The 26,186-nt window shown below is 70.0% G+C and carries 19 protein-coding genes and 1 pseudogene; 10 read left to right on the top strand and 10 right to left on the bottom strand.

Features of this window, described 5'->3' with window-relative positions:
• Positions 1 to 115: 115 nt before the first annotated feature.
• The 3 genes from GCN81_RS26600 to GCN81_RS26590 are packed head-to-tail and all read left to right on the top strand — an operon-like array spanning position 116 to position 3,500.
• Complete coding sequence (locus tag GCN81_RS26600) at positions 116 to 1,669, top strand: flavin-containing monooxygenase (RefSeq protein ID WP_156727026.1); 1,554 nt, start codon at positions 116 to 118, stop codon at positions 1,667 to 1,669.
• The gene (locus GCN81_RS26595; RefSeq protein ID WP_156727025.1) at positions 1,666 to 2,625 is read left to right on the top strand and encodes an alpha/beta fold hydrolase; all 960 of its coding nucleotides are present in this window, start codon (positions 1,666 to 1,668) and stop codon (positions 2,623 to 2,625) included. Before GCN81_RS26600 ends, GCN81_RS26595 begins: the two co-directional genes overlap by 4 nt.
• A complete protein-coding gene (locus GCN81_RS26590) occupies positions 2,622 to 3,500 on the top strand; it encodes an SDR family oxidoreductase (protein ID WP_156727024.1) in 879 nt (292 codons plus the stop codon). The genes GCN81_RS26595 and GCN81_RS26590 overlap by 4 nt, the downstream gene beginning before the upstream one ends.
• An 85-nt stretch (positions 3,501 to 3,585) precedes the next feature.
• Here the strand turns inward: GCN81_RS26590 and GCN81_RS32575 are convergent, their stop codons facing one another.
• Complete coding sequence (locus GCN81_RS32575; protein WP_156727023.1) at positions 3,586 to 4,011, bottom strand: hypothetical protein; 426 nt, start codon at positions 4,009 to 4,011, stop codon at positions 3,586 to 3,588.
• Positions 4,012 to 4,114: 103 nt separating this feature from the next.
• Positions 4,115 to 7,450: a S41 family peptidase gene (locus tag GCN81_RS26580; protein ID WP_156727022.1), complete on the bottom strand. Its 3,336-nt coding sequence runs from the start codon at positions 7,448 to 7,450 to the stop codon at positions 4,115 to 4,117.
• A gap of 181 nt (positions 7,451 to 7,631) precedes the next feature.
• On the opposite strand from GCN81_RS26580, the gene GCN81_RS26575 reads away from it, so the two are divergent.
• Together GCN81_RS26575 and GCN81_RS26570 are read left to right on the top strand one after the other, a co-directional pair.
• Positions 7,632 to 8,210: a TetR/AcrR family transcriptional regulator gene (locus GCN81_RS26575; RefSeq protein ID WP_156727188.1), complete on the top strand. Its 579-nt coding sequence runs from the start codon at positions 7,632 to 7,634 to the stop codon at positions 8,208 to 8,210.
• A gap of 223 nt (positions 8,211 to 8,433) precedes the next feature.
• Entirely contained in the window at positions 8,434 to 10,695 is a 2,262-nt protein-coding gene (locus GCN81_RS26570; protein WP_156727021.1) for an MMPL family transporter, read from the top strand.
• 78 nt (positions 10,696 to 10,773) lie between these two features.
• Here GCN81_RS26570 and GCN81_RS26565 read toward each other — a convergent pair whose 3' ends face one another.
• Positions 10,774 to 11,130, bottom strand: a complete 357-nt coding sequence (locus GCN81_RS26565) for an SsgA family sporulation/cell division regulator (RefSeq protein ID WP_156727020.1) — start codon at positions 11,128 to 11,130, stop codon at positions 10,774 to 10,776.
• A 244-nt stretch (positions 11,131 to 11,374) separates the two neighbouring features.
• On the opposite strand from GCN81_RS26565, the gene GCN81_RS26560 reads away from it, so the two are divergent.
• The 5 genes from GCN81_RS26560 (at position 11,375) to GCN81_RS26540 (ending at position 16,639) form a co-directional block, all read left to right on the top strand.
• On the top strand, positions 11,375 to 12,442 hold the full coding sequence (locus GCN81_RS26560) for an energy-coupling factor ABC transporter permease (protein WP_156727019.1): 1,068 nt from the start codon (positions 11,375 to 11,377) through the stop codon (positions 12,440 to 12,442).
• Position 12,443: 1 nt separating this feature from the next.
• The gene (cbiQ, locus tag GCN81_RS26555; RefSeq protein ID WP_156727018.1) at positions 12,444 to 13,208 is read left to right on the top strand and encodes a cobalt ECF transporter T component CbiQ; all 765 of its coding nucleotides are present in this window, start codon (positions 12,444 to 12,446) and stop codon (positions 13,206 to 13,208) included.
• Positions 13,205 to 13,975 (top strand): energy-coupling factor ABC transporter ATP-binding protein, encoded by a 771-nt coding sequence (locus GCN81_RS26550; RefSeq protein ID WP_156727017.1) that lies wholly within the window; start codon positions 13,205 to 13,207, stop codon positions 13,973 to 13,975. The genes cbiQ and GCN81_RS26550 overlap by 4 nt, the downstream gene beginning before the upstream one ends.
• 193 nt (positions 13,976 to 14,168) lie before the next feature.
• Positions 14,169 to 14,429 carry a hypothetical protein gene (locus GCN81_RS26545; RefSeq protein WP_156727016.1) on the top strand — a complete coding sequence of 87 codons (261 nt, stop codon included), beginning with the start codon at positions 14,169 to 14,171 and terminating at the stop codon, positions 14,427 to 14,429.
• Positions 14,430 to 15,964: 1,535 nt separating this feature from the next.
• On the top strand, positions 15,965 to 16,639 hold the full coding sequence (locus GCN81_RS26540) for a hypothetical protein (protein WP_156727015.1): 675 nt from the start codon (positions 15,965 to 15,967) through the stop codon (positions 16,637 to 16,639).
• Between the two features lie 12 nt (positions 16,640 to 16,651).
• Here GCN81_RS26540 and GCN81_RS26535 read toward each other — a convergent pair whose 3' ends face one another.
• From GCN81_RS26535 to GCN81_RS26505, 7 genes and pseudogenes are all read right to left on the bottom strand, one after another.
• On the bottom strand, positions 16,652 to 17,893 hold the full coding sequence (locus GCN81_RS26535) for a TolB-like translocation protein (RefSeq protein WP_197287788.1): 1,242 nt from the start codon (positions 17,891 to 17,893) through the stop codon (positions 16,652 to 16,654).
• 307 nt (positions 17,894 to 18,200) lie between these two features.
• Positions 18,201 to 18,671 carry an NUDIX hydrolase gene (locus GCN81_RS26530; protein ID WP_156727014.1) on the bottom strand — a complete coding sequence of 157 codons (471 nt, stop codon included), beginning with the start codon at positions 18,669 to 18,671 and terminating at the stop codon, positions 18,201 to 18,203.
• Positions 18,672 to 18,674: 3 nt separating this feature from the next.
• Positions 18,675 to 19,419: pseudogene (locus tag GCN81_RS32570) on the bottom strand (helix-turn-helix domain-containing protein).
• A 291-nt stretch (positions 19,420 to 19,710) separates the two neighbouring features.
• Positions 19,711 to 20,562 carry a DMT family transporter gene (locus tag GCN81_RS26520; RefSeq protein ID WP_156727013.1) on the bottom strand — a complete coding sequence of 284 codons (852 nt, stop codon included), beginning with the start codon at positions 20,560 to 20,562 and terminating at the stop codon, positions 19,711 to 19,713.
• Between the two features lie 152 nt (positions 20,563 to 20,714).
• The gene (locus GCN81_RS26515; protein WP_156727012.1) at positions 20,715 to 22,502 is read right to left on the bottom strand and encodes a penicillin-binding transpeptidase domain-containing protein; all 1,788 of its coding nucleotides are present in this window, start codon (positions 22,500 to 22,502) and stop codon (positions 20,715 to 20,717) included.
• Between the two features lie 141 nt (positions 22,503 to 22,643).
• Complete coding sequence (locus GCN81_RS26510; RefSeq protein WP_156727011.1) at positions 22,644 to 24,284, bottom strand: penicillin-binding transpeptidase domain-containing protein; 1,641 nt, start codon at positions 24,282 to 24,284, stop codon at positions 22,644 to 22,646.
• Between the two features lie 128 nt (positions 24,285 to 24,412).
• Positions 24,413 to 26,170 carry a dolichyl-phosphate-mannose--protein mannosyltransferase gene (locus GCN81_RS26505; RefSeq protein WP_156727010.1) on the bottom strand — a complete coding sequence of 586 codons (1,758 nt, stop codon included), beginning with the start codon at positions 26,168 to 26,170 and terminating at the stop codon, positions 24,413 to 24,415.
• Between the last annotated feature and the right edge of the window lie 16 nt (positions 26,171 to 26,186).

Genomic DNA, 26,186 nt, shown 5'->3' with positions numbered 1-26,186 from the left:
CCGACCCCTACCCATGAGTACGGGCCTGCCCTACTCTCCAATTGTGCCAGTGGTTACTGGCGCAGTTGGTTGGGTTGGGCTGGGCTGGGCTGGGTTCGCTTCGGGAGGCGATGGCATGAGTGAGAACGGGCGTCAGCGCGAGCATGTGCGGGTGGCGGTGATCGGGTCCGGGTTCGGGGGGCTGGGGGCCGCGGTCCGGCTGCGGCGTGAGGGGATCACCGACTTCGTCGTACTGGAGCGGTCCGGTGCGGTGGGTGGCACCTGGCGGGACAACAGCTACCCGGGCTGCGCCTGTGACGTCCCCTCCCATCTGTACTCGTTCTCCTTCGCCCCCAACCCGGACTGGCCGCGTACGTTCTCCGGGCAGGAGCACATCTGGGCCTACCTGGAGCAGGTCGCCGACACCTTCGGGCTGCGGCCGCACATCCGGTTCAACTCCGAGGTGACGCGGATGCGTTGGGACGCGGACGAGTTGCGGTGGGAGGTGGACACCGCGGCAGGAGCGACGCTGACCGCCGATGTCGTCGTGTCGGCCACCGGGCCGCTGTCCGATCCGAAGGTCCCCGACATTGACGGGATCGACGGCTTTACGGGGAAGGTGTTCCACTCGGCGCGCTGGGACCACGACTACGACCTGCGCGGCAAGCGCGTCGCCATGGTCGGCACCGGCGCGTCCGCGATCCAGATCGTCCCGGAGATCCAGCGCGAGGTCGCCCAGCTGACCCTGTTCCAGCGCACCCCGCCCTGGGTGCTGCCCCGCGTCGACCGCGCGATCACCGGCCCCGAGCGCTGGCTGCACGGCCGACTGCCGGTCACCGCCGCCGCCCGGCGCGGCATCCTCTGGGGGATCCGGGAGCTCCAGGTCCAGGCGTTCACCAAACGCCCCAACGAGCTGGGGCTGGTGGAGACGGTTGCCAAGCGCCATATGCGCCGGGCCGTCAAGGACCCGGCCCTGCGGGCGAAGTTGACCCCGGACTACCGCATCGGATGCAAGCGCATCCTGCTGTCCAACTCCTACTATCCGGCGCTCACCCAGCCCAACGTGGACGTCGTCGCCAGCGGGCTGCGCGAGGTGCGGGGCAACACCGTCGTCGCCACGGACGGCAGCACGGCCGAGGTCGACGCGATCATCTTCGGTACGGGGTTCCGCGTCACCGACATGCCGATCGCGGAGCGCGTCGTCGGCGCCGACGGGCAGACCCTCGCCGAGACCTGGAAGGGCGGTATGAAGTCGCTGCGCGGGGCGACGGCGCCGGGCTTCCCCAACTGGATGACGATCATCGGCCCGAACACCGGACTCGGGAACTCCTCGATGATTCTGATGATCGAGTCCCAGCTGAACTATCTGGCTGACTACATGCGCCAATTGGACCTGCTGGGCGGCCGGGCCGCGCTCGCCGCCCGCCCGTCGGCCGTGGCCGCCTGGAACCGCCGTGTGCAGGACCGGATGGAGCGCACGGTGTGGAGCTCTGGCGGCTGCAACAGCTGGTACCTCGACGAGAACGGCGTCAACACGACGCTCTGGCCCGGCACGACGACCGAGTTCCGCAACGCCACCCGTCGTGTCGACCTCGCCGAGTACGAGGTCCAGCGGCCCCCGAAGCGCGATGCCGGGCCCGCCACGCGCAAACCGCGCGGCAAGAGCAAGAAGGTGGAGGCGGGCGCGTGAGCCGACTGACGCATGTGACCTCCGGGCCGTACGAGCCGCCGCTCCCCGCGCGCGAGCTGACGGCCGTGTCCGCCGACGGCGCGCGGCTGTACGTACAGGTGCACGGTCCGGATGACGCGCCCGCCGTGCTGCTCGTGCACGGGTGGACCTGCTCCACCGCGTTCTGGGCCGCCCAGGTACGGGAGTTGGCGGCGGACCACCGGGTCATCACGTACGACCAGCGCGGCCATGGCCGCAGCCCGGCGCCCGCCGGGCCCTCCGGCTACAGCGTCCGGGCGCTCGCCGACGACCTGGAGGCGGTGCTCGCCACGGCCCTGGAACCCGGCGAGCGGGCGGTGCTCGCGGGGCACTCGATGGGCGGGATGACGCTGATGGCGGCGGCCATGTCCGCGCGCCCCCGGTTCGCCGAGCACACGGCGGCCGTACTGCTGTGCAGTACGGGGAGCTCGCGGCTGATCGCCGAGTCGCGGGTGGTGCCGCTGCGCGCCGGGTGGCTACGGACCCGGCTGACCCGGGCGCTGCTCGGGTCGCGGGCACCGCTCGGTCCCGTGACGCCGGTCGCCAGGCGGCTGTTGCGCTACGCCACGATGGGTGCGGGCTCGGCGCCGGACAAGGTCGAGGCCTGCGCGCGCATCGTGCACGCGTGCCCGCGCGCGGTGCGGCACGGCTGGTCGGAGGTGCTGGGCGCGCTCGATCTCGACGAGGGCGTACGGGAGTTGGACGTACCGGTGGCTGTCGTGGCGGGCGCGGACGACCGTATGACGCCCTTGGTGCACGCGCGTGCGATCGCCGCCGCGTTGCCGCACTGTGTGGGGAGCGTCGAGCTGGCGGGCGTCGGACATATGACGCCGATCGAGGCCCCGGACTTCGTCACCGGGCGGATACGTCAACTGGCGGCAACGTACGTACAGGTCAAGCAGGTCGAGCAGGTCGAGCAGGTCAAGGAGGGCGCATGAGCAGGGTCAGCCTGGAAGGGCAGGTCGCCGTCGTCACCGGCGCCGCGCGCGGCGTCGGCGAGCAGCTGGCCCGCAAGCTGTCGGCGCGCGGGGCGAAGGTGGCGCTGGTAGGCCTGGAGCCGGACGTGCTGAAGCAGGTCTCCGAGCGGCTGCACAGCGAGAGCGACCACTGGTACGCGGACGTCACCGACCATCTGGCGATGGCGCGGGTCGCGCGGGAGGTCAAGGAGCGCTTCGGCAAGGTGGACATCGTCGTCGCCAACGCGGGTGTCGCCAGCGGCGGTCCGTTCACCGGCTCCGACCCCGACGCGTGGCGGCGCGTCATCGAGGTCAACCTGATCGGCTCAGCGGTGACGGCGCGGGCGTTTCTGCCCGTACTGGAGGAGAGCCGCGGTTACCTGCTCCAGATCGCCTCGCTCGCGGCGATGACCCCGGCCCCGATGATGACCGCGTACTGCGCGTCCAAGTCGGGGGTCGAGGCCTTCGCGCACAGCCTGCGGGCGGAGGTCGGCTACAAGGGCGTACGGGTCGGCGTCGGGTATCTCTCCTGGACCGACACGGACATGGTGCGCGGCGCCGACCAGGACGAGGTGATGCGGGAGCTCAGACAGCGGCTGCCGTGGCCGTCGAACCGTACCTATCCGCTGGGGCCCGCGGTGGACCGGATCGTGGCCGGGATCGAGCGGCGGTCCGCGCATGTGTACGCGCAGTGGTGGCTGCGCGGGATGCAGTCCGTACGGGGGTATCTGCCCGGGGCCATCGCCACGGTGGGCCAGCGCGAGATGCGGCGCTTCGCGCCCCGGCTGGCGTCGGTCCGTACGGGGCTGGTCGGCGCGGGCGGAGCCGCGGACGACGGGGCGCGCGCGGAACGTTAGCCGCCCTTTGGGTGCGGCGGCACGCGGACGGCGAGGGGCGCCCCCGGGCTAGTGCCGGGGGCGCCCTGTGCCGCGATGGGGGAGGTCAGCTCCAGTCGTCCTGGGCGTCCTGGCCCGCCTCTTGGGCCCGCTGCTTGGCCTGCCGGCCCGTCTGCGTGCCGCGCTCGCGCGCTTCCTGTCCGGAGCGCTGCGCCCGCTGCCGCGCCTCGTCCGTGGCCATGTCCGAGCCGCTCTGCTGCGCGCCGGGCTTCGGCTGCTTCATGGCGCGCTCCTGGGCCTGCCGCGCCTGCGGGGACCCGGGCTGCGGCTGCTGCGTGCCGCGCTCCTGGGCCTGCTGCGAGCCGCGCTGCGCCTGCTGTTGTGCCCGCTGCTGCGCTTCCTGCGCCTTGCCCCGCGCCTGCTCCTGCTGGGAGCCGCGCTGCGTGGCCTCCTGCTTGCCTTCGTTCATCTTCTGCTTGGCCTGCTCGGCAAGCTGTTCGGCCTTGTCCTTGAACTGGTCTGCCATGCCCATGAAAGTTTCACTCCTGTGTGGGTGAGGGATGTGGCCCGCTCAGCGTGGCATGGCCGTACATTCCACGCATTTCGATCGATCGCGCTGCGTAACCATCGCGCGCTCAGGCCCCCGGAGGCAGCTCGCGCGGCGGCAGCTTCGGGCGCCGCCGGTCCGGGACCGCGGAGTAGTCCGGCGGGTCCGCCGCGGGGTGCTGTTCCAGCCGGTCCAGCGCCACCCGTACCGCGTCGTCGAGCTGTGCGTGCCGCCCTTCGGCCCAGTCGAGCGGGGTGCGCAGCACCTCCAAGTCCGGCTCCACGCCCCGGTTTTCGATCGACCAGCCGTAGGCGTCGAACCACGCCGCGTTCATCGGCACGGTGATGACCGTGCCGTCCCCGAGTCGGTGCCGCCCGGTCATCCCCACCACCCCGCCCCAGGTGCGCTGCCCCACCACGGGCCCGATCCCCAGCAGTTTGAACGCCGCGGTGATCATGTCGCCGTCGGACGAGGTCGCTTCGTCGGCGAGGGCGACGATGGGGCCGCGCGGTGCGTTGGAGGCGTACGACACGGGCTGGGCGTTGCGGGTGAGGTCCCAGCCCAGGATGGTGCGGGTGAGCTTTTCGATGACCAGCTCGCTGATGTGCCCGCCCGCGTTGCCCCGTACGTCCACGATCAGGGCGGGCCGGGAGACTTCGAGGCGCACATCGCGGTTGAACTGCGCCCAGCCGGAGCCCCCCATGTCGGGGATGTGCAGATACCCGCACTTGCCGCCGCTCAACTCCCGTACCACCTCGCGGCGTTTGGCCACCCAGTCCTGGTAGCGCAACGGCCGCTCGTCGATCAGCGGCACCACCGCCACCCGCCGCGAGGAGCCTGCCCCCACGCCTGTTCCCACGCCTGCCCCCACGCCTGCCCCCACGCCTGTTCCCTCGGCCGGGGTGAAGGTCAGTTCCACGGTGGCGCCTCCCGACCCCGCGAGCAGCGGGAAGGGCCCGGTCACCGGGTCGACCGGCCGCCCGTCGACATGGGTGAGCACCGCCCCGGGGCGGATACCCGCACCGGCCAGCGGTGAGCGTGCCTTGGAGTCGGAGGATTCGCCGGGCAGGATGCGGCGCACGGTCCATGCCCCGTCCCGGCAGACCAGGTTGGCGCCGAGCAGACCCATCGGCCGCTGGTAGTGCGGCGGCCCCTCGTTGCGGCGCGCGGCCGCGACGTAGGCGTGCGAGGTGCCCAGCTCGCCCAGCATCTCGCGCAGCAGATCGGCGAACTCGTCGGGGGACGCCACCCGTTCGACCAGCGGCCGGTACTGGTCGAGTACGCCCGGCCAGTCGATGCCGCACATCTGCGGCTCCCAGAAGTAGGCGCGGATCAGGCGGCCCGCCTCCTCGAACGACTGGCGCCACTCGGCGGCCGGGTCGACCTCGTGCAGGATGCGGCGCAGGTCGATCCAGACGGTGGAGTCGCTGTCACCGGACTCGGTGGACGGCACGGCGCGCAGCTCGCCCTCGTCGACGACGACCAGCCGGGTCGCGTCGCCGCTGACCCCGAACCAGTCCAGGTCCTCGACCAGTTCGGTCTTCGTGGCCTTGACGATGTTGAAGTACTCGAGGGTGGGGCGGCCCGAGGTGTCGTCCGGATTGGCGAAGGTCTCGCCCAGCGCGCCCGAGATCGGCCAGCGCAGCCAGACCAGGCCGCCGCCGCTGACGGGGTGCAGCGCGGAGTACTTGGACGCCGCGACCGGGAACGGCGTCACACGGTTCTCCAGGCCCTCGGTCTCCACGATGACGGTGCCGCTGTCGCCGGTCTCCTCACCGCCTTCGTCGGGGTCGAGCCCGCCCGCGGCCGGGCGCCCGTCCGGCAGCAGGGCGAAGGGCGAGGGCGTGGCCGATGACAGCGGTACGAGATAGGGGCGGCAGCCGAGCGGGAAGGACAGGTCGCCGGTGTGCACGTCGTACACCGGGTCGAAGCCGCGCCAGGAGAGGAAGGCGAGATAGCGGCCGTCGCTGGTGAAGACCGGGTTCTCGTCCTCGAAGCGGCCGCTGGTGACGTCCACGACGGTGCCCGCCGTGGGGCCGGAGATCCGGGCCATCTTGATCTGGCGCAGCGAGCGGCCGATGCCGGGGTGCGACCAGGTCAGCCAGCCGCCGTCGGGGGAGAACGCCAGGTCGGTGACCGGCCCGTTGATGGACTGGATCAGCTCGGTCACCTCGCCGCTGGACTCCTCGGCCGCGTCGATCAGCAGCACCCGGCCGTCGTCCGACGCGATCGCGATCCGCTCGCCCTCGGGGTCGGACACCAGCTCCAGTACGCGACCGAGCTCGCCGGAGGCCAGTCGGCGCGGCGCCCGGGCGCCGCTGGCCCGCGGCAGATAGGCGATCTCGATGGTGTCCTCACCCTCGGCGTCGGTGACGTACGCGACCTGCCCGCCGGAGCCGAGCATCTCCGGCAGCCGCACCCGTACGCCCGGGGTGTCCGCGATGGTGCGGGCCGGGCCGTCGCGGTGGGTGAGCCAGTACAGGCTGCCGCGGATGACGACCGCGCTGGCCCGGCCGGTCTCGTCGACCGACAGGCCGTCGATGTGCCGGGCGGCGGGCACCTGGTAGGGGCGCCGCCCGGTCCGTGGGCCGCCGAGGCGCACGTCCAGCTTGCGGGGCGTGCCGTACGCGGACAGGTCGTCGACCAGCCACAGGTCGCCCCCGCACTGGTACACGACCCGCTCGCCGTCGCTTGAGGCGTGCCGGGCGTAGAACGCGTCATGGTCGGTGTGCCGCCGTAGCTCGCTGCCGTCCGGCAGGCAGGAGTACAGGTTGCCGACGCCCTCGTGGTCGGAGAGGAAGGCGACCCGGCCGCCGACGAACATCGGGCAGGCGAGATGACCGGCGAGGTCCGCGAGCAGCCGCTCGCCGTGCAGCCAGAGCCGTCCCATGGCGCCGCCGCGGTACCGCTTCCAGGCGGCGGGCTCGTGCGGCGGCTTGCCGGTGAGCAGCAGCGTGCGGCGCTCGCCGTCGATGTCGGCCACCGCGATGTCGTCCACCGGGCCCCAGGGCAGCTTGCCGCCGGGGGAGCCGTCGGTGGGTACGGAGTAGGCCCAGGTGAAGTACGAGAAGGGCTGGCCGTGCGAGGCGACGGCGAGGATGTCGCCGTCCGGGGTCCAGCCGCAGACCTTGGTGTCGTTGTTGCCCCAGTAGGTCAGCCGCCGGGCCGGGCCGCCGCCGACCGGAGCGATGTGGATCTCCGGGTCGAGGCTGCGCCAGGTCGTGTACGCGATCTGCTGGCCGTCCGGCGAGATGCGCGGGTGGCCGACCCGGGTGCGGTCGGCGGTCACCCGCCAGGCCCGCTGCGGTGTGGTGCCCGCGGGGGTCAGCGGGGCGACCCAGAGATCGTCCTCGGCGGCGAAGCACAGCAGATCGCCGTGCAGGTGCGGAAATCGTAGATACCCGGCATTCGTAGCGTCGCTCACTCACTCATGCTTTTCCGCTGGGCGGGCCCCGGCAACTCGGGGTACGGGGTGACGGCGGGGTGATCGCGGGGTGACCTAGGACACGTACGAAACTGTTTCGTTTCGCTCCCGGGGTTCGGTACCGTCGTGGTGTACGAAACCGTTTCGTTCGCACCGGGGGGTCGGAGATTTGACGATGGTCATGATGTCGCGCCGCACCCGGATCACGCCCGAGCGTGAGGCCGAGATCTATTCGGCCGTGCTCGACCTGGTGCGTGAAGTGGGCTACGAGGCGCTCACCATGGACGCCGTCACGGCACGCACGCACTCCAGCAAGGCCACCCTCTACCGCCAGTGGGGGAGCAAGCCGGAGCTGGTCGTCCGAGCCCTGCGCGAGGACAAACCGGTCAACCTGGCGGAGATCGACACCGGCAGCCTGCGCGGCGACTTTCACGAGATGGTCGCGCGCAGCGACAGCTGCCAGATGGAGAAGAACTCCGCGCTGATGCGGGCGCTCGCTCAGGCCGCGCATGGCAATCCCGATCTCCACCAGGCGATGCGGGAGCTCTTGTTCGAGCCGGAGATGACCGGACTGAACACGCTGCTGAGGCGGGCGGTGGACCGGGGCGAGATCGCCGCCGACCATCCCGCGCTGAAGTATGTGATGCACATGCTGGTGGGCGCGTTCGTGGCCCGTCAGCTGATCGAGGATCGAGGAGCCGACCCGGACTTCCTCGTCGACTACATCGACGCCGTGGTGCTCCCCGCCCTCGGCGTCTGACGTCCCCCGCACCACCCGTACCACCTGCACCACCCTCGTACGAGGGCACCACCCGCACCACCCGTACCACCTGCACCACCCTCGTACGACCGCACCACCCGCCCCACTCAGCTCCAACTGACGCACCGCTCACGTCGTCGGGCTCCGGGGGCCCGGGGGTTTCCCCGGGCTAGCACAGTTTCCTGCCCTGACCAGCTACGACCTGACCGGGAGAGCGCCCACCGTGGCTACGTTCCTCTACAAACTCGGCCGACTCGCCTTCAGGCGACGTCGGTTTGTCGCCCTCATATGGGTGGCGCTGCTGGCCTTTGCCGGATTCGGCGCCGCCACCGCGTCAGCCCCCACCGACAGTTCCTTCTCCATCCCGGGTACGGAGGCGCAGAAGGCCTTCGACCTGATCGACGAGCGGTTCCCCGGCGCCAGCGCCGACGGAGCCACCGCCCGTATGGTCTTCCAGGCCCCCAAGGGCGAGAAGATCACCTCCGCCGACCACAGGGCCGAGGTGAACGAGACCCTCAAGTCGCTGAAGTCCAGCTCGGACCAGGTCGCCTCGGTCTCCGACCCGTTCGAGGGCGCCGTCGAGGGCAAGAGCGAGGGCAGCGGCGTCAGCCAGGACGGCGCCATCGCGTACACCCAGGTCAGCTACAAGGCCAACGCCATGGAGCTGAAGGAGGACGCGCGCGAGGCCCTGAAGGATGTGGGCGAGGACGCGAAGAAGTCCGGGCTCGTGGTCGAGATCGGCGGTGACGCGCTCCAGGTCGAGCCGGAGACCGGCACCGCCGAGATCATCGGCATCGCCGTCGCCCTGGTGGTCCTGCTGATCACCTTCGGTTCGATGGTGGCCGCGGGCATGCCGATCCTCACCGCGGTCATCGGTGTCGGCATCGGCGTCTCGTCGATCACCGCGCTGGCCAACGTCCTGGATCTGGGGACGACGACCAGCATCCTGGCGTCGATGATCGGCCTCGCGGTCGGCATCGACTACGCGCTCTTCATCGTCTCCCGCTACCGCTCCGAGCTGACCGACGGCCACGACCGCGAGGAAGCCGCCGGGCGGGCCGTGGGCACGGCGGGTTCCGCGGTGGTCTTCGCCGGACTCACCGTGGTCATCGCGCTGTGCGGCCTGGCGGTCGTCAACATCCCGATGCTCAGCAAGATGGGCTTCGCCGCCGCGGGCACCGTCTCCATCGCCGTACTGATCGCGCTCACCCTCATCCCGGCGCTGCTGGGCTTCGCGGGCAAGCGGGTGTTCGGCCGCAAGGCGCGTGAGAAGGCGGAGACGCAGACGGCGGAGGAGGCGGCCAAGGACGCCGCCAAGTCCAACGCCGGGACCCGCTGGGCGGGCCTGGTGCTGCGCCGCCCGGTCATGGTGCTGCTCGCGGGTGTCATCGGCCTCGGCATTGTCGCGGTGCCGGTCGCCTCGCTGCAGGTGGGCCTGCCCGACGACGGCTCGCAGTCCACCAAGACCACCCAGCGCAAGGCGTACGACCTGCTCTCGGACGGTTTCGGCCCGGGCTTCAACGGCCCGCTGGTGGTGCCCGTCGACGTGAAGGGTGTCGCCGACGGCAAGGGCGCGGTGGACAAGGCCGTGGACGCCATCGGCGAACTGGACGGCGTCGCGGCGGTCATTCCGCCGGAGCAGCTCAACGAGCCGGGCGACGCCGGGATGATCACCGTCATCCCGGAGTCCAAGCCCAGCTCCACCGAGACCGAGGACCTGGTCCACGACATCCGCGACCTGGCCGGTGACATCAAGGCGGACACCGGTGGTGCCCAGGTGCTGGTCACCGGCGCCACCGCGATGAACATCGACTTCTCGCAGCGGATGAACGACGCCCTGATGCCGTACCTGGCACTGGTCGTGGGCCTCGCCTTCCTCCTGCTGATGGTGGTCTTCCGGTCCATCCTGGTGCCGCTCAAGGCGGCGCTCGGCTTCCTGCTCTCGGTCGTCGCGGCGCTCGGCGCGGTTGTCGCGGTCTTCCAGTGGGGCTGGCTCGGCTCGCTCTTCGGTGTGGAGCAGCCCGGCCCGATCATGAGCATGATGCCGATCTTCATGGTGGGTGTGGTCTTCGGCCTCGCGATGGACTACGAGGTCTTTCTGGTCACCCGGATGCGCGAGGCGTACGTCCATGGGGAGCGGCCGGGGCAGGCGATCTCCACCGGCTTCCGGCACGGCGCCCGGGTGGTCACGGCCGCCGCCGTGATCATGATCGCGGTGTTCTCCGGCTTCATCGGTTCCAGCGACCAGATGGTGACGATGATCGGCTTCGGGCTGGCGATCGCGGTCCTCTTCGACGCGTTCGTGGTGCGGATGGCCATCGTCCCGGCGGTGCTCGCGCTGCTCGGCGACAAGGCCTGGTGGCTGCCGAAGTGGCTCGACCGCGTGCTGCCGAACGTCGATGTGGAGGGCGAGGAGCTGCGGAAGCAGCTGTCCGGCCCTGAGCCCGACGACAAGGACGACAAGAAGGAACTGGTCAACGCCTAAGTGACGGTGTGACGGTGATGAGGGCCCGTGTTGTCCCCGGCCAGGGGGCGGCGCGGGCCCTCAGTGCGTGGCGGGCTGTCAGTGAGTGGCGGTCGCCCCCGCCGCGTACGTCCGGCGCAGGAACCGCACCAGGGGCGGGCGGTCGAACTCGATGAGTGCCACGCCCTGGGGCGAGTGCAACTCCATGACCGCCTGGACCCGCCCGCATGGCCAGATCCGTACGTCCCCGCTGCGGGCCGGGGTCCGGAGCCCCCGTTCCAGGAGTTCGCGGGTGAAGGCCCACTCATGGCGGTCGGTGGAGCCGGGGAAGCTGATCCGGACCGTGCGCGGGTCGGATTCCGGGTCGTAGCGCAGGTCGACCGGCACCGCCCGGTGCTCGTCAGGGGAGTCGCTGACGATGTGGGCCCGTGCGTGTTCCTCGACGACAGCAGACATCGGAGGGCTCCTCAGGGTCGACGATCGCACGGCCTTATCTACCAAATGTCCCATATTTCCCATGGTTCGGTAGGTACTTGTGCCCGGTGCGCTCTTGCACATGGTTTGCAATGGGCACCATCATCAGACGGCTGACCATCTCCGCGAAGGTGCCTGGGTGGTTAACCCTCCCCGCTCAGCCACGCGTGAACCGTACGAACCGTATGAACCGCACCACGCCCGCCCCCAAACCCGGAGCTAGCTCATGCACGTCCCCGACGGATTCATCAACGCGCCCGCGTCCGTGGCCACCGCCGTCGTCGCCGCGGGCGCCGTCGCGGTCAGCCTGCGCGGCGCGCGCCGGGAACTCGACGACCGGACCGCACCGCTCGCGGGCCTGGTCGCCGCCTTCATCTTCGCCGCGCAGATGCTGAACTTCCCGGTGGCGGCGGGCACCAGCGGACACCTCCTGGGCGGTGCGCTGGCCGCGATACTCGTCGGGCCCTATACGGGTGTGCTCGTGTTGTCCGTGGTGCTGCTGATGCAGAGCGTGCTCTTCGCGGACGGCGGCCTCACCGCGCTCGGCGTGAACATCACGATCATGGGCATCGTCACCGTCGTCGTCGCGTACGTACTCTTCCGCGGCCTGGTCAAGATCCTGCCGCGCGCCCGCCGCTCGGTGACCGTGGCGGCCTTCGTCGCCGCGCTGGTCTCGGTGCCCGCGTCCGCCGCCGCCTTCACGTTCCTCTTCGCCGTCGCGGGGACGACGGATGTGCCGGTCGGCACGATGCTCACCGCCATGGTCGGCGTACACATCCTGATCGGCGTCGGCGAAGCCGCGATCACCGCGCTCACCGTCGGCGCCGTGATCGCGGTCCGTCCCGACCTGGTGTACGGGGCTCGGGGCCGCCTGGCCGCGCCGCTCAAGCTGCGGGTCGGCGGCGAACTGGTGGACGCCGCGCCTGAGAGCACCCCGGAGCCGGTCGCCGCGCGCTCCCCCCTCAAGGTCTGGACCGTCGGCCTGGCCGCCTCCCTCCTCCTCGCCGGATTCGTCAGCTTCTACGCGTCGGCCAGCCCCGACGGCCTGGAGAAGGTCGCCGCGGACAAGGGCTTCGACTCGCAGGCCGAGGAGCACAGTGGCGCGGACTGGCTGTTCGCCGACTACGGCGTCAGGGACCTCGCCAACGAGCGGCTCTCCGGGGGCCTCGCGGGAACGATCGGCGTCGGCGTGACCCTCGCACTCGGCAGCGGCGTCTTCTGGGCGGTCCGCAGCCGCCGTACGAACACACCGGCCACCGCGGCCGACAACAGCCATGTGTCGGAGTCCGTCTGACATGGGTGCCGGACACGCCCACCGCCTCTACCGGCACGGACACACGCCCCTCCACGCCCTGCCCCCGCACTGCAAACTGGCCGCCGTCCTCTGCTTCGTCGTGGTGGTCGTCTCGACCCCGCGCGAGGCGGTCTGGGCGTTCGGCCTCTACGCGGTGCTGCTCGCGTCGGTGGCGGCCGTGGCCCGCCTCCCCGCCCTCTTCGTGCTGCGCCGCATGCTGATCGAGGTCCCGTTCGTGGCCTTCGCCGTCCTCATGCCGTTCGTCGCGCAGGGCGAGCGGGTCGACGTACTCGGCCTCTCCCTCAGCGTCAACGGCCTGTGGGGCGCCTGGAACGTCCTGGCCAAGGGCACACTCGGCGTCGCCGCGTCGGTGATCCTCGCCTCGACGACCGAGCTGCGCGCACTCCTCCTCGGCCTCCAGCGCCTCAAACTGCCGCCACTCCTCGTCCAGATCGCGTCCTTCATGATCCGCTACGGCGACGTGATCGCCGACGAGATGCGCCGGATGCGGATCGCCCGCGAGTCGCGTGGCTTCCAGGCCAAGGGCGTACGGCACTGGGGCGTACTCGGCAAGACGGCCGGAGCCCTGTTCATCCGCTCGTACGAGCGTGGCGAGCGGGTCCACCTGGCGATGATCAGCCGAGGCTACGCGGGCACGATGCCGGTCATCGACGAGGTGACCGCGACGCGCCGCCAATGGTCACGGGCCCTGACCCTCCCCCTCCTCGCCCTCCCGATCTGCCTGCTCGGATGGACCACGCTATGACCGACTCGCCCCCTCCCGCCTCCCTCGAGCTCTCTCTCGAGGTCTCCGGCCTCGCCTACGCGTACCCGGATGGCCACCAGGCCCTGTTCGGCGTCGACTTCACTGTGCGGCGCGGCGAGCGGGTGGCCCTGCTCGGCCCCAACGGCGCGGGCAAGACCACCCTGGTCCTGCACCTGAACGGCATCCTGACGGCCGGAGCCGGATCGGTCACGGTGGCCGGACTCCCGGTAGGCAAAGCCCACCTCGCCGAGATCCGCCGCCGAGTCGGCATCGTTTTCCAGGACCCCGACGACCAGCTCTTCATGCCAACGGTCCGCGAGGACGTGGCGTTCGGCCCGGCGGCGGCCGGACTACGTGGCCCCGCCCTGGAGGCCCGCGTCGAGTACGCCCTGTCCCTGGTCGGCATGGAGGCGTTCGCCGACCGCCCCCCACATCACCTCTCCTTCGGCCAGCGCCGCCGCGTGGCCGTGGCGACGGTCCTCGCCATGGAGCCGGAGATCCTCGTCCTGGACGAACCCTCCTCCAACCTGGACCCGGCATCCCGCCGCGAACTGGCCGACATCCTGCGCTCCCTGGACATCACCGTCCTGATGGTCACCCACGACCTCCCCTACGCCCTCGAACTCTGCCCCCGCTCCCTGATCCTCAGCGAGGGCACCATCGCGGCGGACGGCCCGACGGCGGACATCCTGTGCGACGAGCCCCTGATGACCACCCACCGCCTGGAACTCCCCTTCGGCTTCAACCCGAAGACGGCGCCAGCCTGAGCGAGGGCCCGTCGCCAAAGCGGGATGCCCCCCACTGAATCCCCGACGACTGGTTCCCGGAGCGGGTCGCGGAGTGGGTCGCGGAGTGGGTCGCGGAGCGGGTCGCGGCGCGGCGGCTGGACTGGTGGCGGCGATGCTCCGAGCACTCAAACTGGCCTGCCATCGGCCCGAATTGAAGCGAACGAACTGACACATGATCCTCATCCCGATGATGGCGCTGGTGCTCTGGGTGGGCTGGACTCTGCTGGCGTATTCGAAGCCGAAGAACCCTCGAACGGCAGCTGTGATTTCGACATCTGCGTTGCTCCTGGGCGTCGTTGTGGCCTTGACGCCGTGGCCGTACTCGCTCAACGAGGCAGAGTTCGCCGGGCTCGTGTTGGGCCCAGGCCTCTTCCTTTCCTCGCTGAGGCTCAAGCAGGCGATACGAAGAATGAAGAACATGGAATCTCCGTAAGTCGGCCACCGGGGAGGCTCCGCGCGCATGATCGTGACCCTGGGACTCGTCGTCATTCTCGCGGTGCTGCTGACCTGGCTGTGGCTCCCGTTCCTGTTCGCCGGAAAGGGAAGATTCGGCCTGGTGACGACCGGTAGCCCAGCCGGGGCGGGCGCCGTGATCATTGCCGCGGCCTACGTCCGCGGAGCGGGGAACGGCGGTGCTCTGGCTCTACTTCTCCTCGCCACTTCTCCTCGGCCCCGGCGGAGCGATCGCCCTGATCAGGGTCCTGCTGCACTTCGGGCTCCGAACCCCGCCGAGCGGTTCCTCCGGCGGCCCCGAGCGCGATCGCGCCTGACGGTCCCACCGCGTGCCGATGCCGAGTGTGGTGGCGCGGCCGCGCGCCGGCGTTGGTGGGGCGGGGTGGGGTGGGGCGGGGCTGCGTTGTGGTGGGCCAGTGCCGCGTTGGGCGCCGGTGGCCGCCCGGTTCGTCGGATGGTGGCGGGGCCGGGCCGGGTGTCAAGGGCGCTCCCTTTGGTCGCGTCGGCTGCGCCGATTCCGCTGTCGCTCCACCCTTGACACCCGTCCCGGACCCGCGAGGCTGAGGTACACCGGGCGGCCCAAAAACGGGGCAGCGGGAGGGGTGAGTGGGCGGTGAGCGTTTGCGTGCCGGGTGCGGCTGGTTGTTGGGGCGCACGAGGGGAGTGGGTGGTCCGACACCGGCTCAGCGACTGCGGGCGGTGGGGGCCGAGGGCACGCACGAAGGGGTGAGTGGGTGGTGCTGCCTCGGCTCAGCGGCTGCGGCTGGTGGGGGGTGACCGGGCACGTGGGCGGTGGTCGGGCGGGGTGGTCGTGGGGGTGCGGTTGTGGGTGTGGCCTGTCCGTGTCGGTGCCTGCCGCCCCGGTGGGTAGGTAGGGGGTAGGGGGCGGTGGTCTGCTGTCGGCTGTCGCTCACGCCCAGCGCGTGACGCCGAGCAAGGGCCGGGGCAGGGTCGGTGCGAGCTGGGGGCTGCTCGGCGACCCCATCCCACCCCTGTCGGACGTAAAAGGAGACTTTGGGACAGCGAGCCGCCCCTTTTGCCCGGCTTTTGGTGTACCAAAGTCGCACTTCTCTTCCCGACCTGACCTCACGAGCCCCAGAGGTGCCCTCCCGCGCTACCGGTCGGTGGTCGCCAGGCCGAGCGGCACTCCCACGCGCCGCGCGCGCCCGGTCACCCCACGGCCTGCAGTCGCCGAGCCAGGCAGCACCACCCACTCAGCCATCGCGCGCACCGGATCCCCACTCGCCGCAGGCGCTGAGCCGGGGCGAGCACGCACCCACCCCTTCGTGCGCACCGGTCACCCCCACCCGCCGCAGACGCTGAGCCGGTGTCGGACCACCCCGCCCCTCGTGCGCCCCAAGGGCAGCAGGCTTCAACGTTCTGTGTCTTGAGGCTGCTCAGAATCAACTGCTGTTAGGTGTAGACCCCTTGACCAAGCAGCCCTTGCCGGGCTGCAGTTGGCGGCCACAGCGTTGATCGACACATTCCCTTGCTATCGCCCCGGAGGACCCGCTCGTGCGCATACGCACCCTCATGCCCGCCACCATCGCCGCAGCTGTCCTAGGCCTGACCGGCTGCAGCCCTGAGACCACGGCCGCCAGCGAGAAGAGCACCCCCACCCCTTCTCCCTCCGCCTCCGAGAGCACCGCATCCCCCACTCCCAGCTCGACCCAGGCGACGCCCACTCCCACCCCCACGGTGGAGATCGACCTCTCCTCGTACGCCGGTAAGACCGTCGGCGAAGCCATCGAGGCCGCCGAGGAGCGCGGACTGGAGTACGCCGTCTACCTGGCGCGATCCTCGGCCACCGTCACGTCCCCTGGTAGCAAGTCCGAGGCTTACGCAAGCGGAGAGAAGGTCTGCCGACAGCTCCTTGATGCCGGCGAGGTCAATGACGACTTCGATGTGGCCTTCCTCGTTGCCCAGGACGGGCACGACTGTGACGGCAAGCCGCTTCCGAAGCCCAAGCCCAAGCCGGTGCCTGCGCCGCAGCCCCAGCCGGAGCGGACCTCCGCCCCGCAGCCCCCCGCTTCCTCCACCCAGTGCGGCCCGATCCTTTCCAACTCCGGCAACTGCTACAACGCGGGCCAGTTCTGCCGTAACGCCGACGTCGGCAGCTCCACCCGCGCCGCCAACGGACGCATCATCTACTGCCGTGACGGTGCCGGACAGGCTCGCTGGCAGTACTGACGGTTCTGCGTATCAGCGCAGGGTGCGGGTGCGGACGAACACGTCGCCGATCAGGTTCGTGTCATCGGGCACCAGGCCGGGGTAGTAGGAGTCGAAGACGACCGTCGACTCGTCGGCGCTCAGCACGGCTTGCCCCACGGTGACGGGCTCGCCGTCCTGCCCTGGCGCCAGCAACTCCTCCTGGCCGGTGCGTAGATCGCGCAGGATCAGCCCCCGCGTCCTGCGGTCCGCGTCCGCCGTGTTCAGGAGGACCTTCGAGCCGTCCGCCGACAGGTCCGACAGCAGGGTGAGATCGGTGGGCGAGTGGCCGTCGTACCGCTGGAGCGTGCAGGTGCGCAGATCGCGGACGAAGGCGTTCCAGGAGGTGCTGGTGGTGCCGTTGGGGTCGGTGCCCGGAACCAGGTTGCTGGCCACCGAGTTGAAGCCGACCTTGGAGCCGTCGGCGCTCAGCACCGGAGAGACCGCCGACCTGTCGGCTGGCGCGCCGTCGTGGGTGACGTCGGCCTGTACGGTCTTCCCGGTCACCCGGTCCCACACCAGGATGTCGCCCTGGTCGTCGTCGGACGGCCCCGAATAGCCCTCCAGGTAGGCGACCTTGCGGCCGTCGGCGCTCATCGAGATCTGGTCGCACCGGTGGACGTTCTTCGAGCCGTCCGAGGGCCGACTGACCCGCCGCACCTTCTGGGTCCAGCGGTCCAGAAGCATGACCCGGCAGGCGAAGGCGCCGTTCGGGTCCTTGGTCGGCCGGGCGACGAACGCGACGTACCGGCCGTTCGCGCTGATCGGGGCGATGCCGTTCGACACGCGGTAGCCCTCGTCCATCGGGGGCGCCAGGCGCTTGACGCGCCCGGTGCGCAGGCCCATGACGTGCACGGAGGACGTACCGGTCGTGGCCGAGTACGAGTTGAAGGTCAGGTAGCGCCCCGACGCGGACAGTTGGGGCGTCGATGTCGTCTCACCCGGGACCACCACACGCCGCAGCGGCGCGCCGGGAGCCGTCCGGTAGTAGACGCTGTTGCGTACATCAGTGTCGGGCATCAGATTGGTCGCCCCCGACGCGAAGGCCACGACGCGCCCGTCCCCGCTGACCACGGGGTCCGTCGAGTGGTTGTTGCCGCCAGTGCCATCGGGAGCCACACTGATCCGCTCGGTACGCGGAACCGGGTCGCCGCTGGCCGCCCCCGCGGGCAGGGCGAGACAGGTGAGGGTGGCTGCCAGGGTGGCGGTCATGGCGCCCCGTACGGAAGGTCTCATCGGCCTGCTCCCCCTTTGCCGAGGGACGACCGCAACCGCCCCTCGTACCCCGTGCCCCAGCCGTGCGCCGAGGACTCCGCGATCCAATCGCGGAGTCCTCCCAAGGTCAATGCACCCAACCACGCCCATGCCGTGGGGCAGAGGAACCTCTTGGTGTCGACGAGCCCTTGAGGCCCATGAGTGGAGAGTATGAGACAGCAGGGCGTCCTTCTTGTCCGAACTCGTGTGTGTCCGAAGTCCTTCAATCGTTCCTGACGACAGACGGCCGTGCCCGGTCGCTGCGGTTTGAGCGTCTGGTGTGTCTGGGTTATCCCAGGTATGGAGTCGGACGTCGTTCAAGAAAGTGCGTCAGCCGGAGCCGCTGAGTGTGATGCATGGGCAGTGAGTCGATTTCTTCCGGTGCGACGAACCGCAGTTCCCTGGACTCGCCAGAAATGGCTAGCTCTCCGTCGACGACTTGCGCCGTGAAGCACACATTGAACTGCCGCCGTACTTCCCCGTCGCTGTAAGCAATGATGTGCCGGGGGTCCGTGTACGTGCCGACAAGGCCGGTGATCTCCACATCAAGCCCGGTCTCTTCCTTGACTTCCCGCACGGCCGTTCCCGGTAGTGAGTCGGTCATGTCCATTCCGCCACCGGGTAGCGCCCATAGGTCGTTGTCAGTTCGCCGCTGTAGCAGAATGTGCCCTTTGGTATCGGTCACTACGGCTGAGGCGGCGACAACGAGACTGTTGGGCTTCGGTGCGTTGGGGTCGCCGTAGTACTCGGTGCGTGCCACTGTTCAGCCTCCCTGTACGGGTTTCGCCGTAGACCAGACAGCTTCAAAGCTCTGAGAGTATCTGTCGAATATACCGCTATCGCCGTTGCGTCGGAGGTGCCAGACCGGCGCCCCGTAGGCGTTCACGCCCCAGGCATGCGCGTTGACCAACATCTGATCGTCAGCGCGGTAGATGCTGTTGTAGAGCGTGGTTCCGTGTGTGCGCAGTTCGACCCCGGGAACGCCCAACAACGGCCGGTAATGCATGAGCGCGAGTCGGCAGCGCGATTCGATCCCATGGCCGAATTTCTCCTCATGTCCGCGCTGTTGAACACTCTTGCTGTCCGCGTCGCCCACAGCGATACGCACGGCGCGCCCTTCGGCAGCACGCTCACGCAGGAGGTCATTAAGACGCGGATACGCCTCATGCAGGAAGACAGCCGCGTATTACGAGCACGTCAATGTGCTTCCGCGCCTGCGTGAAGAGGTCAACGAAGGTGGAAACAGGAAGGTCTGCCCGCTGCTCGTACAGTGCGACCAATTCGGGGCTGACGGATCTTGCCGCGCGTGCCTGGCGGAGCGCTGGCCAAAGTGCGTGCACGTCTTCCCTTAGTGCTTCGGCTGCCTTGAGGGCAGTTGCCCGTCTGGGCGTGCGCCCCAAGTTGACCCATCGTTCAACGCTCTTGGGGTCAACTTCCGCCGCGGTGGCTAAGTCTGTGTGCGTCCATCCTCCGGACGCCATCACGGCCCGTAGGCGCTCGTTCCGCATGGTCGGTGTCTCCCCGGTCTCTGGACGTTGCTAGGGACGTTCTACCCGCTGCGGGACGTCCTGAAGTGGGAAACGTACGAGGTTCCTCCGTCCCGATGACCGGCGCGACTCTCGGCCCATGACGGAACCGACTAGATACAGCACAGCGCCTCTTGAGATGCCCTATCGGGTAAGCCTTGAGCCGACGCCAGTGGAGGGCTGCGCAGCGCGCGTTTTCCTCACCGCGGCGACAGCTGATACCTGGCCCGCGGCGCGTGGTCGCCGCGCCGCGCGGTGGGTCGTGTCCCCGCGTCAGGCGGTGCGCAGCATGAGGCTGATGCCCAGGACCATCAGGGCCGCCGCCGCGATCCGAGGGGCGCCGAACCTCTCCTTGAAGAAGACCGCGCCGATGGCCGCGCCCACGATGATCGAGGACTCGCGCAAGGCCGCGATGGGGGCCAAGGGCGCGCGGGTCTGGGCCCACAGGACCAGGGCGTACGCCGCGAAGGAGAGGGCCGCTCCGAAGAGGCCGCGCGGGGCGTACGGGCGGAGGAGGGAGGGGAGCGCGCGGCCGTGGCGGTAGACGGCGTAGGCGGGGATGGCCAGGCCCTGGATGAGCATCAGCCAGGCGATGTAGCCGAGGGTCGAGCCGGAGGCGCGTACGCCGACGCCGTCCACCACCGTGTACGCGGCGATCGCCAGGCCTGTGGCCAGGGCGGCTGTCAGGGCGGGCCAGTGCGGGCGCCTGCCCGCGCCGCGGATGCCCCACAGGGCGAGGCCGACCAGGCCCGCGCAGGCGACGGCCACGCCGGTCAACTGCCAGCTGTCGATACGTTCGCCGACGAAGACCGCCGCCGCCACGGTCACCACGAGCGGTGCCGTACCGCGGGCGATCGGGTACATCTGGCCGAAGTCGCCGAGGGTGAACGACCGCATGAGGAGTACGAGGTAGGCGACGTGGATCGCCGCCGAGGTCAGGAGGTACGGCCACGACTCGGCGGCCGGGAGCGGTACGAAGCAGGCCATCGCCGCGCCGATCAGCGCGCCGCCGCCGGTGAGCACCGTGAAGGCGAGCAGCCGGTCCTTGAGGTGGTGGGCTATCGCGTTCCAGCTGGCGTGGGTTATGGCGGCCAGCACCACGGCCGCCGCGACGAGCGGCGTCACGCGGTGCGCTCGCGCAGGGCCTCAGAGGCGTACGGGTGGGCAGCGGGATAGGGGGCCTGGGGCGTGAGGGTGTCGCTGGTGCTCATACGGCCGCACGCTAGCGGTAGGTGCAAGGGGCAAGCGACCCGGTATCCGGGTCGCTTGCCCCGGCGTCAGCTGCCCGCGCGCAGTACCTCGCGTACCACCGGCCCCGCCGACTCGCCGCCCCGGCCGCCCTCCTGGATCACGGCCGCCGCCGCCAGGTCGCCGTGCCAGCCGGTGAACCAGCCGTTCGGCTTCTTCTGGCCATCGACCTCGGCGGAGCCCGTCTTGCCGCCGATGTCGGAGCCGAGCCCGGCCATCGCCGGGGCCGCCGAGCCCGAAGTCGCCGTGGTGCGCAGCAGTTGCACCAGGGCGTCGTGGGTCGCCGCCGACATCTTCCGTGGCGCCGTCGCGAACGTCCGGTTGTCGACCGACGCGTCGACCAGGTACGGCTGCTTGAACGTGCCGGTCTTCGCCGTGGCCAGGAACGACGCGACGTTCAGCGGGTTCATCCGTACCCCGCCCTGCCCGATCAGCGACGCGGCCTTCGGCGCGTCCTTCTGTACCGGCACCGCGCCGTCGAAGGTCGATACACCGGTCGCCCAGTCGTCTTTGCCGAGCCCGTAGACCTGCTGGGCGTGCTGGGTCAGCGCGTCGTCCGGGAGTTCCTCGGCCTGGCTGATGAAGGCCGTGTTGCAGGACGCGGCGAAGCTCTGCCGGAACGTACCGTTGTCGATCTTGAACTTCTCGAGGTTCTGGAACTTCCAGCCCCCGTACGAGGAGTACTTGGGGCACGGGTGCTGCTTGTCGACCCCCGCGAGATCCTTCTCCAGCAGCAGCGAGGCGCTGACGATCTTCATCGTGGACCCGGGCGCCAGCGAGCCCTGGAACGCCACGTTGAAGCCAGCGGGGCGGGAGTTGGCGACGGCCATGATCTCGCCGGTGCTCGGCTTGAGGACGACCACGGCGGCGCGCTGGTGCTTCTTGGCCTCCTTCTCGGCGGCGGCCTGCGAGGTGGCGCTGATGGTGGTCTTCAGGGTGCCGGGGGTGCCCTTGGTGACGGGGAGGAGGGTCTTGTCGGGCAGTTCGTCAGCGGCGGCGCTGTCGGTGTCGCTATCGGTGTCGGTGTCGGTGTCGGTGTCCGTGGTGCTCTTCGCGTCCTCGTCCTCGGCGGCAGATTTACCGCGTACGACCTGGAGTTCGACGCCCGGCTTGCCGCCCGCCTTGTCGCCGTACTTCTGCCGGAGCGAGGCCAGGACGTTGACCAGCGAGGGGAACTTCTCCGCCGTCAGCTCGTCGCCGTCGCGGTCCAGGGCCTTGATGGGCGGGGTGTCCGTCTCGCTGGTGCGCAGCTCGTCACCCTCGCGCAGGTCCGGGTGGACCACGGACGGGGTCCAGTCGACCACCGTGCGGCCGTCCTTCGGCTCGCGGACCACGGTGAGTTCGGAGTCGTACGCGAAGGGCTTGCTCTTGCCGTCGTACGAGACCGTCGCCGCGACCGCGAACGGGACCTTGGCGCCCGCCTCTTCGCCCTCGTCCTCGCCCTCGACCTCGACCTGCTTGTCCTCGGCCTCCTCGCCCTCGCCCTCGCTCGGGGCGAGCTTCACCTTGGTGATGTGCGCCTTCTCGCGGTACGCGGTCAGCGCGGCCTCGGCGGCGGCGCTGTCGTCCGTGTGCGCGGCGGCGCCCGCCGCGTCGCCCTTCGCCCAGGCGGTGAGGAACGCGTCGGTGGTCTCGCGGACCTCGTCGGCGGTCGGCGGGCCGGTCTTGACCTGCTCCTCGGCGGCGGTGTCGTCCTTGCCGCCGCTGACCATGGCGTACGCGCCGATGCCCGCCCCGGCCACGACCACGGCGGCCGCTCCGGTGATCAGGGCGACCTTGGTCGTCCTGCGCGGCTGGTTGCCTTGCCCGGCGCTCATGCTGCTCCCCACTGATCCCTGTGCTGCTGCTCCCTGGCGACAGAGCCCCTACAGGGCCCTCATCGTGAGGACCCTATAGGGGCGCGTGCGGTTCCCCGGCCAGATGCTCGTCCGCGGGGGAGCGGGGCGGTGGTGCGGGTCCTAGCCGCCCGCACCCAGCACGCTGGCGACCAGCGGGGCTGCGGCGTCGCTGCCGTGGCCACCGGCCCGGGCGACGGCGGCGGCCGCGAGGTCACCGTGGAAGCCGGTGAACCAGCTGTCGGCGGTGGCGTTGTCGACTTCGGCGGAGCCGGTCTTGGCGCCCTTGTCGCCGCCGAGACCTGCCATCGCCGTGCGTCCGGTGCCGTAGGGCGCGGTCGCGGTGAGTCGCATCATGTCCCGCAGTTGCCGAGCTGTACCGGTGGGCAACGGCGTTGCCTGGGCGGGCTGCCGGTCGTCGAGGCTCAGCGGCACGATGATCGGCTGCTTGAAGACGCCCTCCTTCGCGGTAGCGCTGATGGAGGCCACGTTGAGCGGGTTCAGCTGTACCTTGCCCTGGCCGATGTAGGAGGCAGCGGTCTCGGACCCGGAGGACCGAGGGACCTTCCCATCCCGGGTCGTGACGCCGACGTTCCAGTCCAGGCCGATGCCGAAGTACTGCTTCGCCGTCGTGCCGAGTGCGGTCTCGTCGCGGTCTCCGAGCCCGTTGATCGGCTTGATGAAGGCGGTGTTGCAGGACCTGGCGAAGCTCTCCTTGAAGGTGCCGCCGCCGGGGATGGAGAAGCCGTTGAGGTTGGTGAACTTCGTTCCGAACCACATGGCGTCCGGTGTGCACTCAGCCGGGCCGTTCGCGTTCACCAGGTTGTTGTTGATGAGCATCGCCGCGGTCACGATCTTCATCGTGGAGCCGGGTGCGATCTCACCCTCGAACGCGGCGTTCCACCCGTCCTCGCGGTTGTTGGCGACGGCCCGGATCTCACCGGTCGATGGCTTGATGGCGACCACCGACGACTCCGCGTACCGCTTCACCGCCTTCTCCGCCCCCGCCTGGACGTCCGCGTCCAGCGTCGTCCGCAGCAAGCCCGGCTTGCCCTTCCGCAGGGTCACCAGCGTCTTGTCCGGCAGCCCGTCGCCCCGCTCGATCCACAGCTCGACGCCCGGCGTGCCCTTGGCGCTCTCGCCGTACCGCTCGCGCAGCTGCGGCAGTACCGTGCTGAGCGACGGGTACTTCTCGGCCGTCAGCTCGCGGTTGTCGCGGTCGACCGCCTTGATCTCGGGTGAGGACGCCTCACCCAGACGCAGCGTGTCGTCCTCGCCCAGCTCCGGGTGGATGACCGACGGCGCCCAGTCCACCAGCGGCCGCTTCGTGGTCTCGCCCCGGACGACCGTCAGCTCCCCCTCGTACGCGAGTGGCTTGGACTTGCCCTCGTACGACACCGTCGCCTCGACCGAGAACGGCACCTTCGCGCCGACCGCCTCGCCCGACGTCAGCTTCACCTTGGTGATGTGCGTCTCGCTGGCGTAGTCGGCGATCGCGGTATTCGCGTCGGGGCGGTTGTTCGTGTAGTCCGCTGCCTCTGCCGCCTCGCCCTTGGCCCACGCCGCGAGGAACTTCTCGGCCGTTTCCCGCACTTCGTCGCCACTCGGCGGTCCGGTCCTGGACGCCGCCGGTTTGTCCGACGCGGTGTTGTCCGTGCCACTCCCCGTCGTATCGCTCACCAGATTCCAGGCGCCGTATCCGGCACCCCCCACCATCACGGCGAACACCCCGCCGATCAGGGCGTGCTTCGCCCCGTTGCGCATGTCGCGCTCCCCTCCCCAGGTCACGGTCACGTACTTCCGCATGTCTGTGGAACAACGTTCAGAAGTACAGGTCCGTACCTTACGGTGCGGAAGTGACCAGGTCGCCGGGGGTTATCAGACCGGGATGTTCAGATCCAGGTATCCAGCCACATTCGCGCCCGCCAGGAATCAGCCGGAATCACCTCTCCCGTATAGAGAGGCCAGAAGTAAACAAAGTTCCAGACGATGAGCAGAACCAGCACACCGGAGCCGACCGCACCCACCATCCGGCGCCGTTCCGAAGAGCCCGGTGGCCCCAGGATCGCGCCGATCATCATCGCCAGCGCCAGACAGAGGAACGGCACGAAGACGACCGCGTAGAAGACGAAGATCGTCCGCTCCTGGTAGAGCAGCCACGGCAGATATCCGGCCGCGATTCCGCACAGAATCGCGCCCGCGCGCCAGTCCCGCCTAAAGACCCAGCGCCACAGGACGTAGAGGATCGCGAAGCACCCCGCCCACCACAGCAGTGGCGTGCCGAGCGCCAGCACCTCGCTGGCGCACTTGTCGGGGGTGTCCGCCGGGCAGCCCTGCGTGCCCGGCTCGGGGGACTCGTAGAAGTACGAGACCGGGCGGCCCATGACGATCCAGCTCCACGGGCTCGAGTCGTAGCGGTGGCCCGAGGTCAGATTGACGTGGAACTCGTAGACCGTGACCTCGTAGTGCCACAGGCTCTGCAGCCAGTCAGGCAGCCAGGACCAGCCCGAGTCCTTGCCGTGCTCGGCCGCCCAGTCCCGGTAGTAGCCGCCACGCGTGATCAGCCAGCCGCTCCACGAGGCGACATACGTCACGATCGCCACCGGCACCGTCGCCACGAACCCGGGCACCAAGTCCCGCGTGAGGACCGCCAGATACGGCTGGCGCGCCCCCGCGACCCGCCGCGCTCCCACATCCCACAGCACCGTCAGCAGTCCGAACGCGGCCAGGACGTAGAGGCCGTTCCACTTGGTGGCGCAGGCCAGGCCGAGGCAGACACCGGCGGCGATCCGCCAGGGCCGCCAGCCAAGCCGCAGCGTGCTCGCGACCTGGGCATCGGCCCGTACGGTGCCGTCGGCGTCGGTCGGCAGCGCGGCGGCGAGCCGCTCCCGTGCCTTGTCCCGGTCGATGACCAGGCAGCCGAAGGCGGCCAGGATGAAGAACATCAGCGGCAGGTCGAGCAGCGCCGTACGGCTCATCACGAAGTGCAGTCCGTCGACCGCGAGCAGGGCGCCCGCCAGACAGCCGAGGAACGTCGAGCGGAAGAGCCTGCGGCCGATCCGGCACAGCATCAGCACCGAGAGCGTGCCGAGTACGGCCACCATGAAACGCCAGCCGAACGGCGTGAAGCCGTACAGCCACTCGCCGAGCCCGATCACCCACTTGCCCACCGGCGGATGCACCACATAGGAGGGGTCGGTGGGGACCGGCACCGAGGACGGATCAGCGATGATCTTGTCGTTGATGTCGTCCGGCCACTTGACCTCGTAGCCGCGGTGGATCAGCGCCCAGGCGTCCTTGGCGTAGTACGTCTCGTCGAATATCACCGCGTGCGGCTTGCCCAGCTGCCAGAACCGCAGCATCCCGGCGAACAGCGCGATCAGCAGCGGCCCCACCCACGCCAGCACGCGGTTCAGCGTCGCGGTGAGGTGCGCGGGCACCCCGAGCACCGTCCACAACTGGCGGCTCGGCTCGGCGTACGGCGGGACCAGCCGGTCCTTCACGTCCGTTCTGGGCGGCGCGACATACCCGAAACGGCGCAGCCGACGCTGCCAGGTCGGCGGCTGCGGCTGCGGCGGCTCCTGCGGCTGCGGCGGCTTTTCGGGGCCCCTGCCCTGCCGGGCGTCGGTGGAAGACGCGGTACTGGTCACCGCGCCATCGTAGGGA

This window comes from Streptomyces apocyni (assembly GCF_009739465.1).
Classification (GTDB): domain Bacteria; phylum Actinomycetota; class Actinomycetes; order Streptomycetales; family Streptomycetaceae; genus Streptomyces; species Streptomyces apocyni.
The sequence above is the reverse complement of the archived record's forward strand: the minus strand, read 5'-3'. Positions and strand labels throughout refer to the sequence as shown.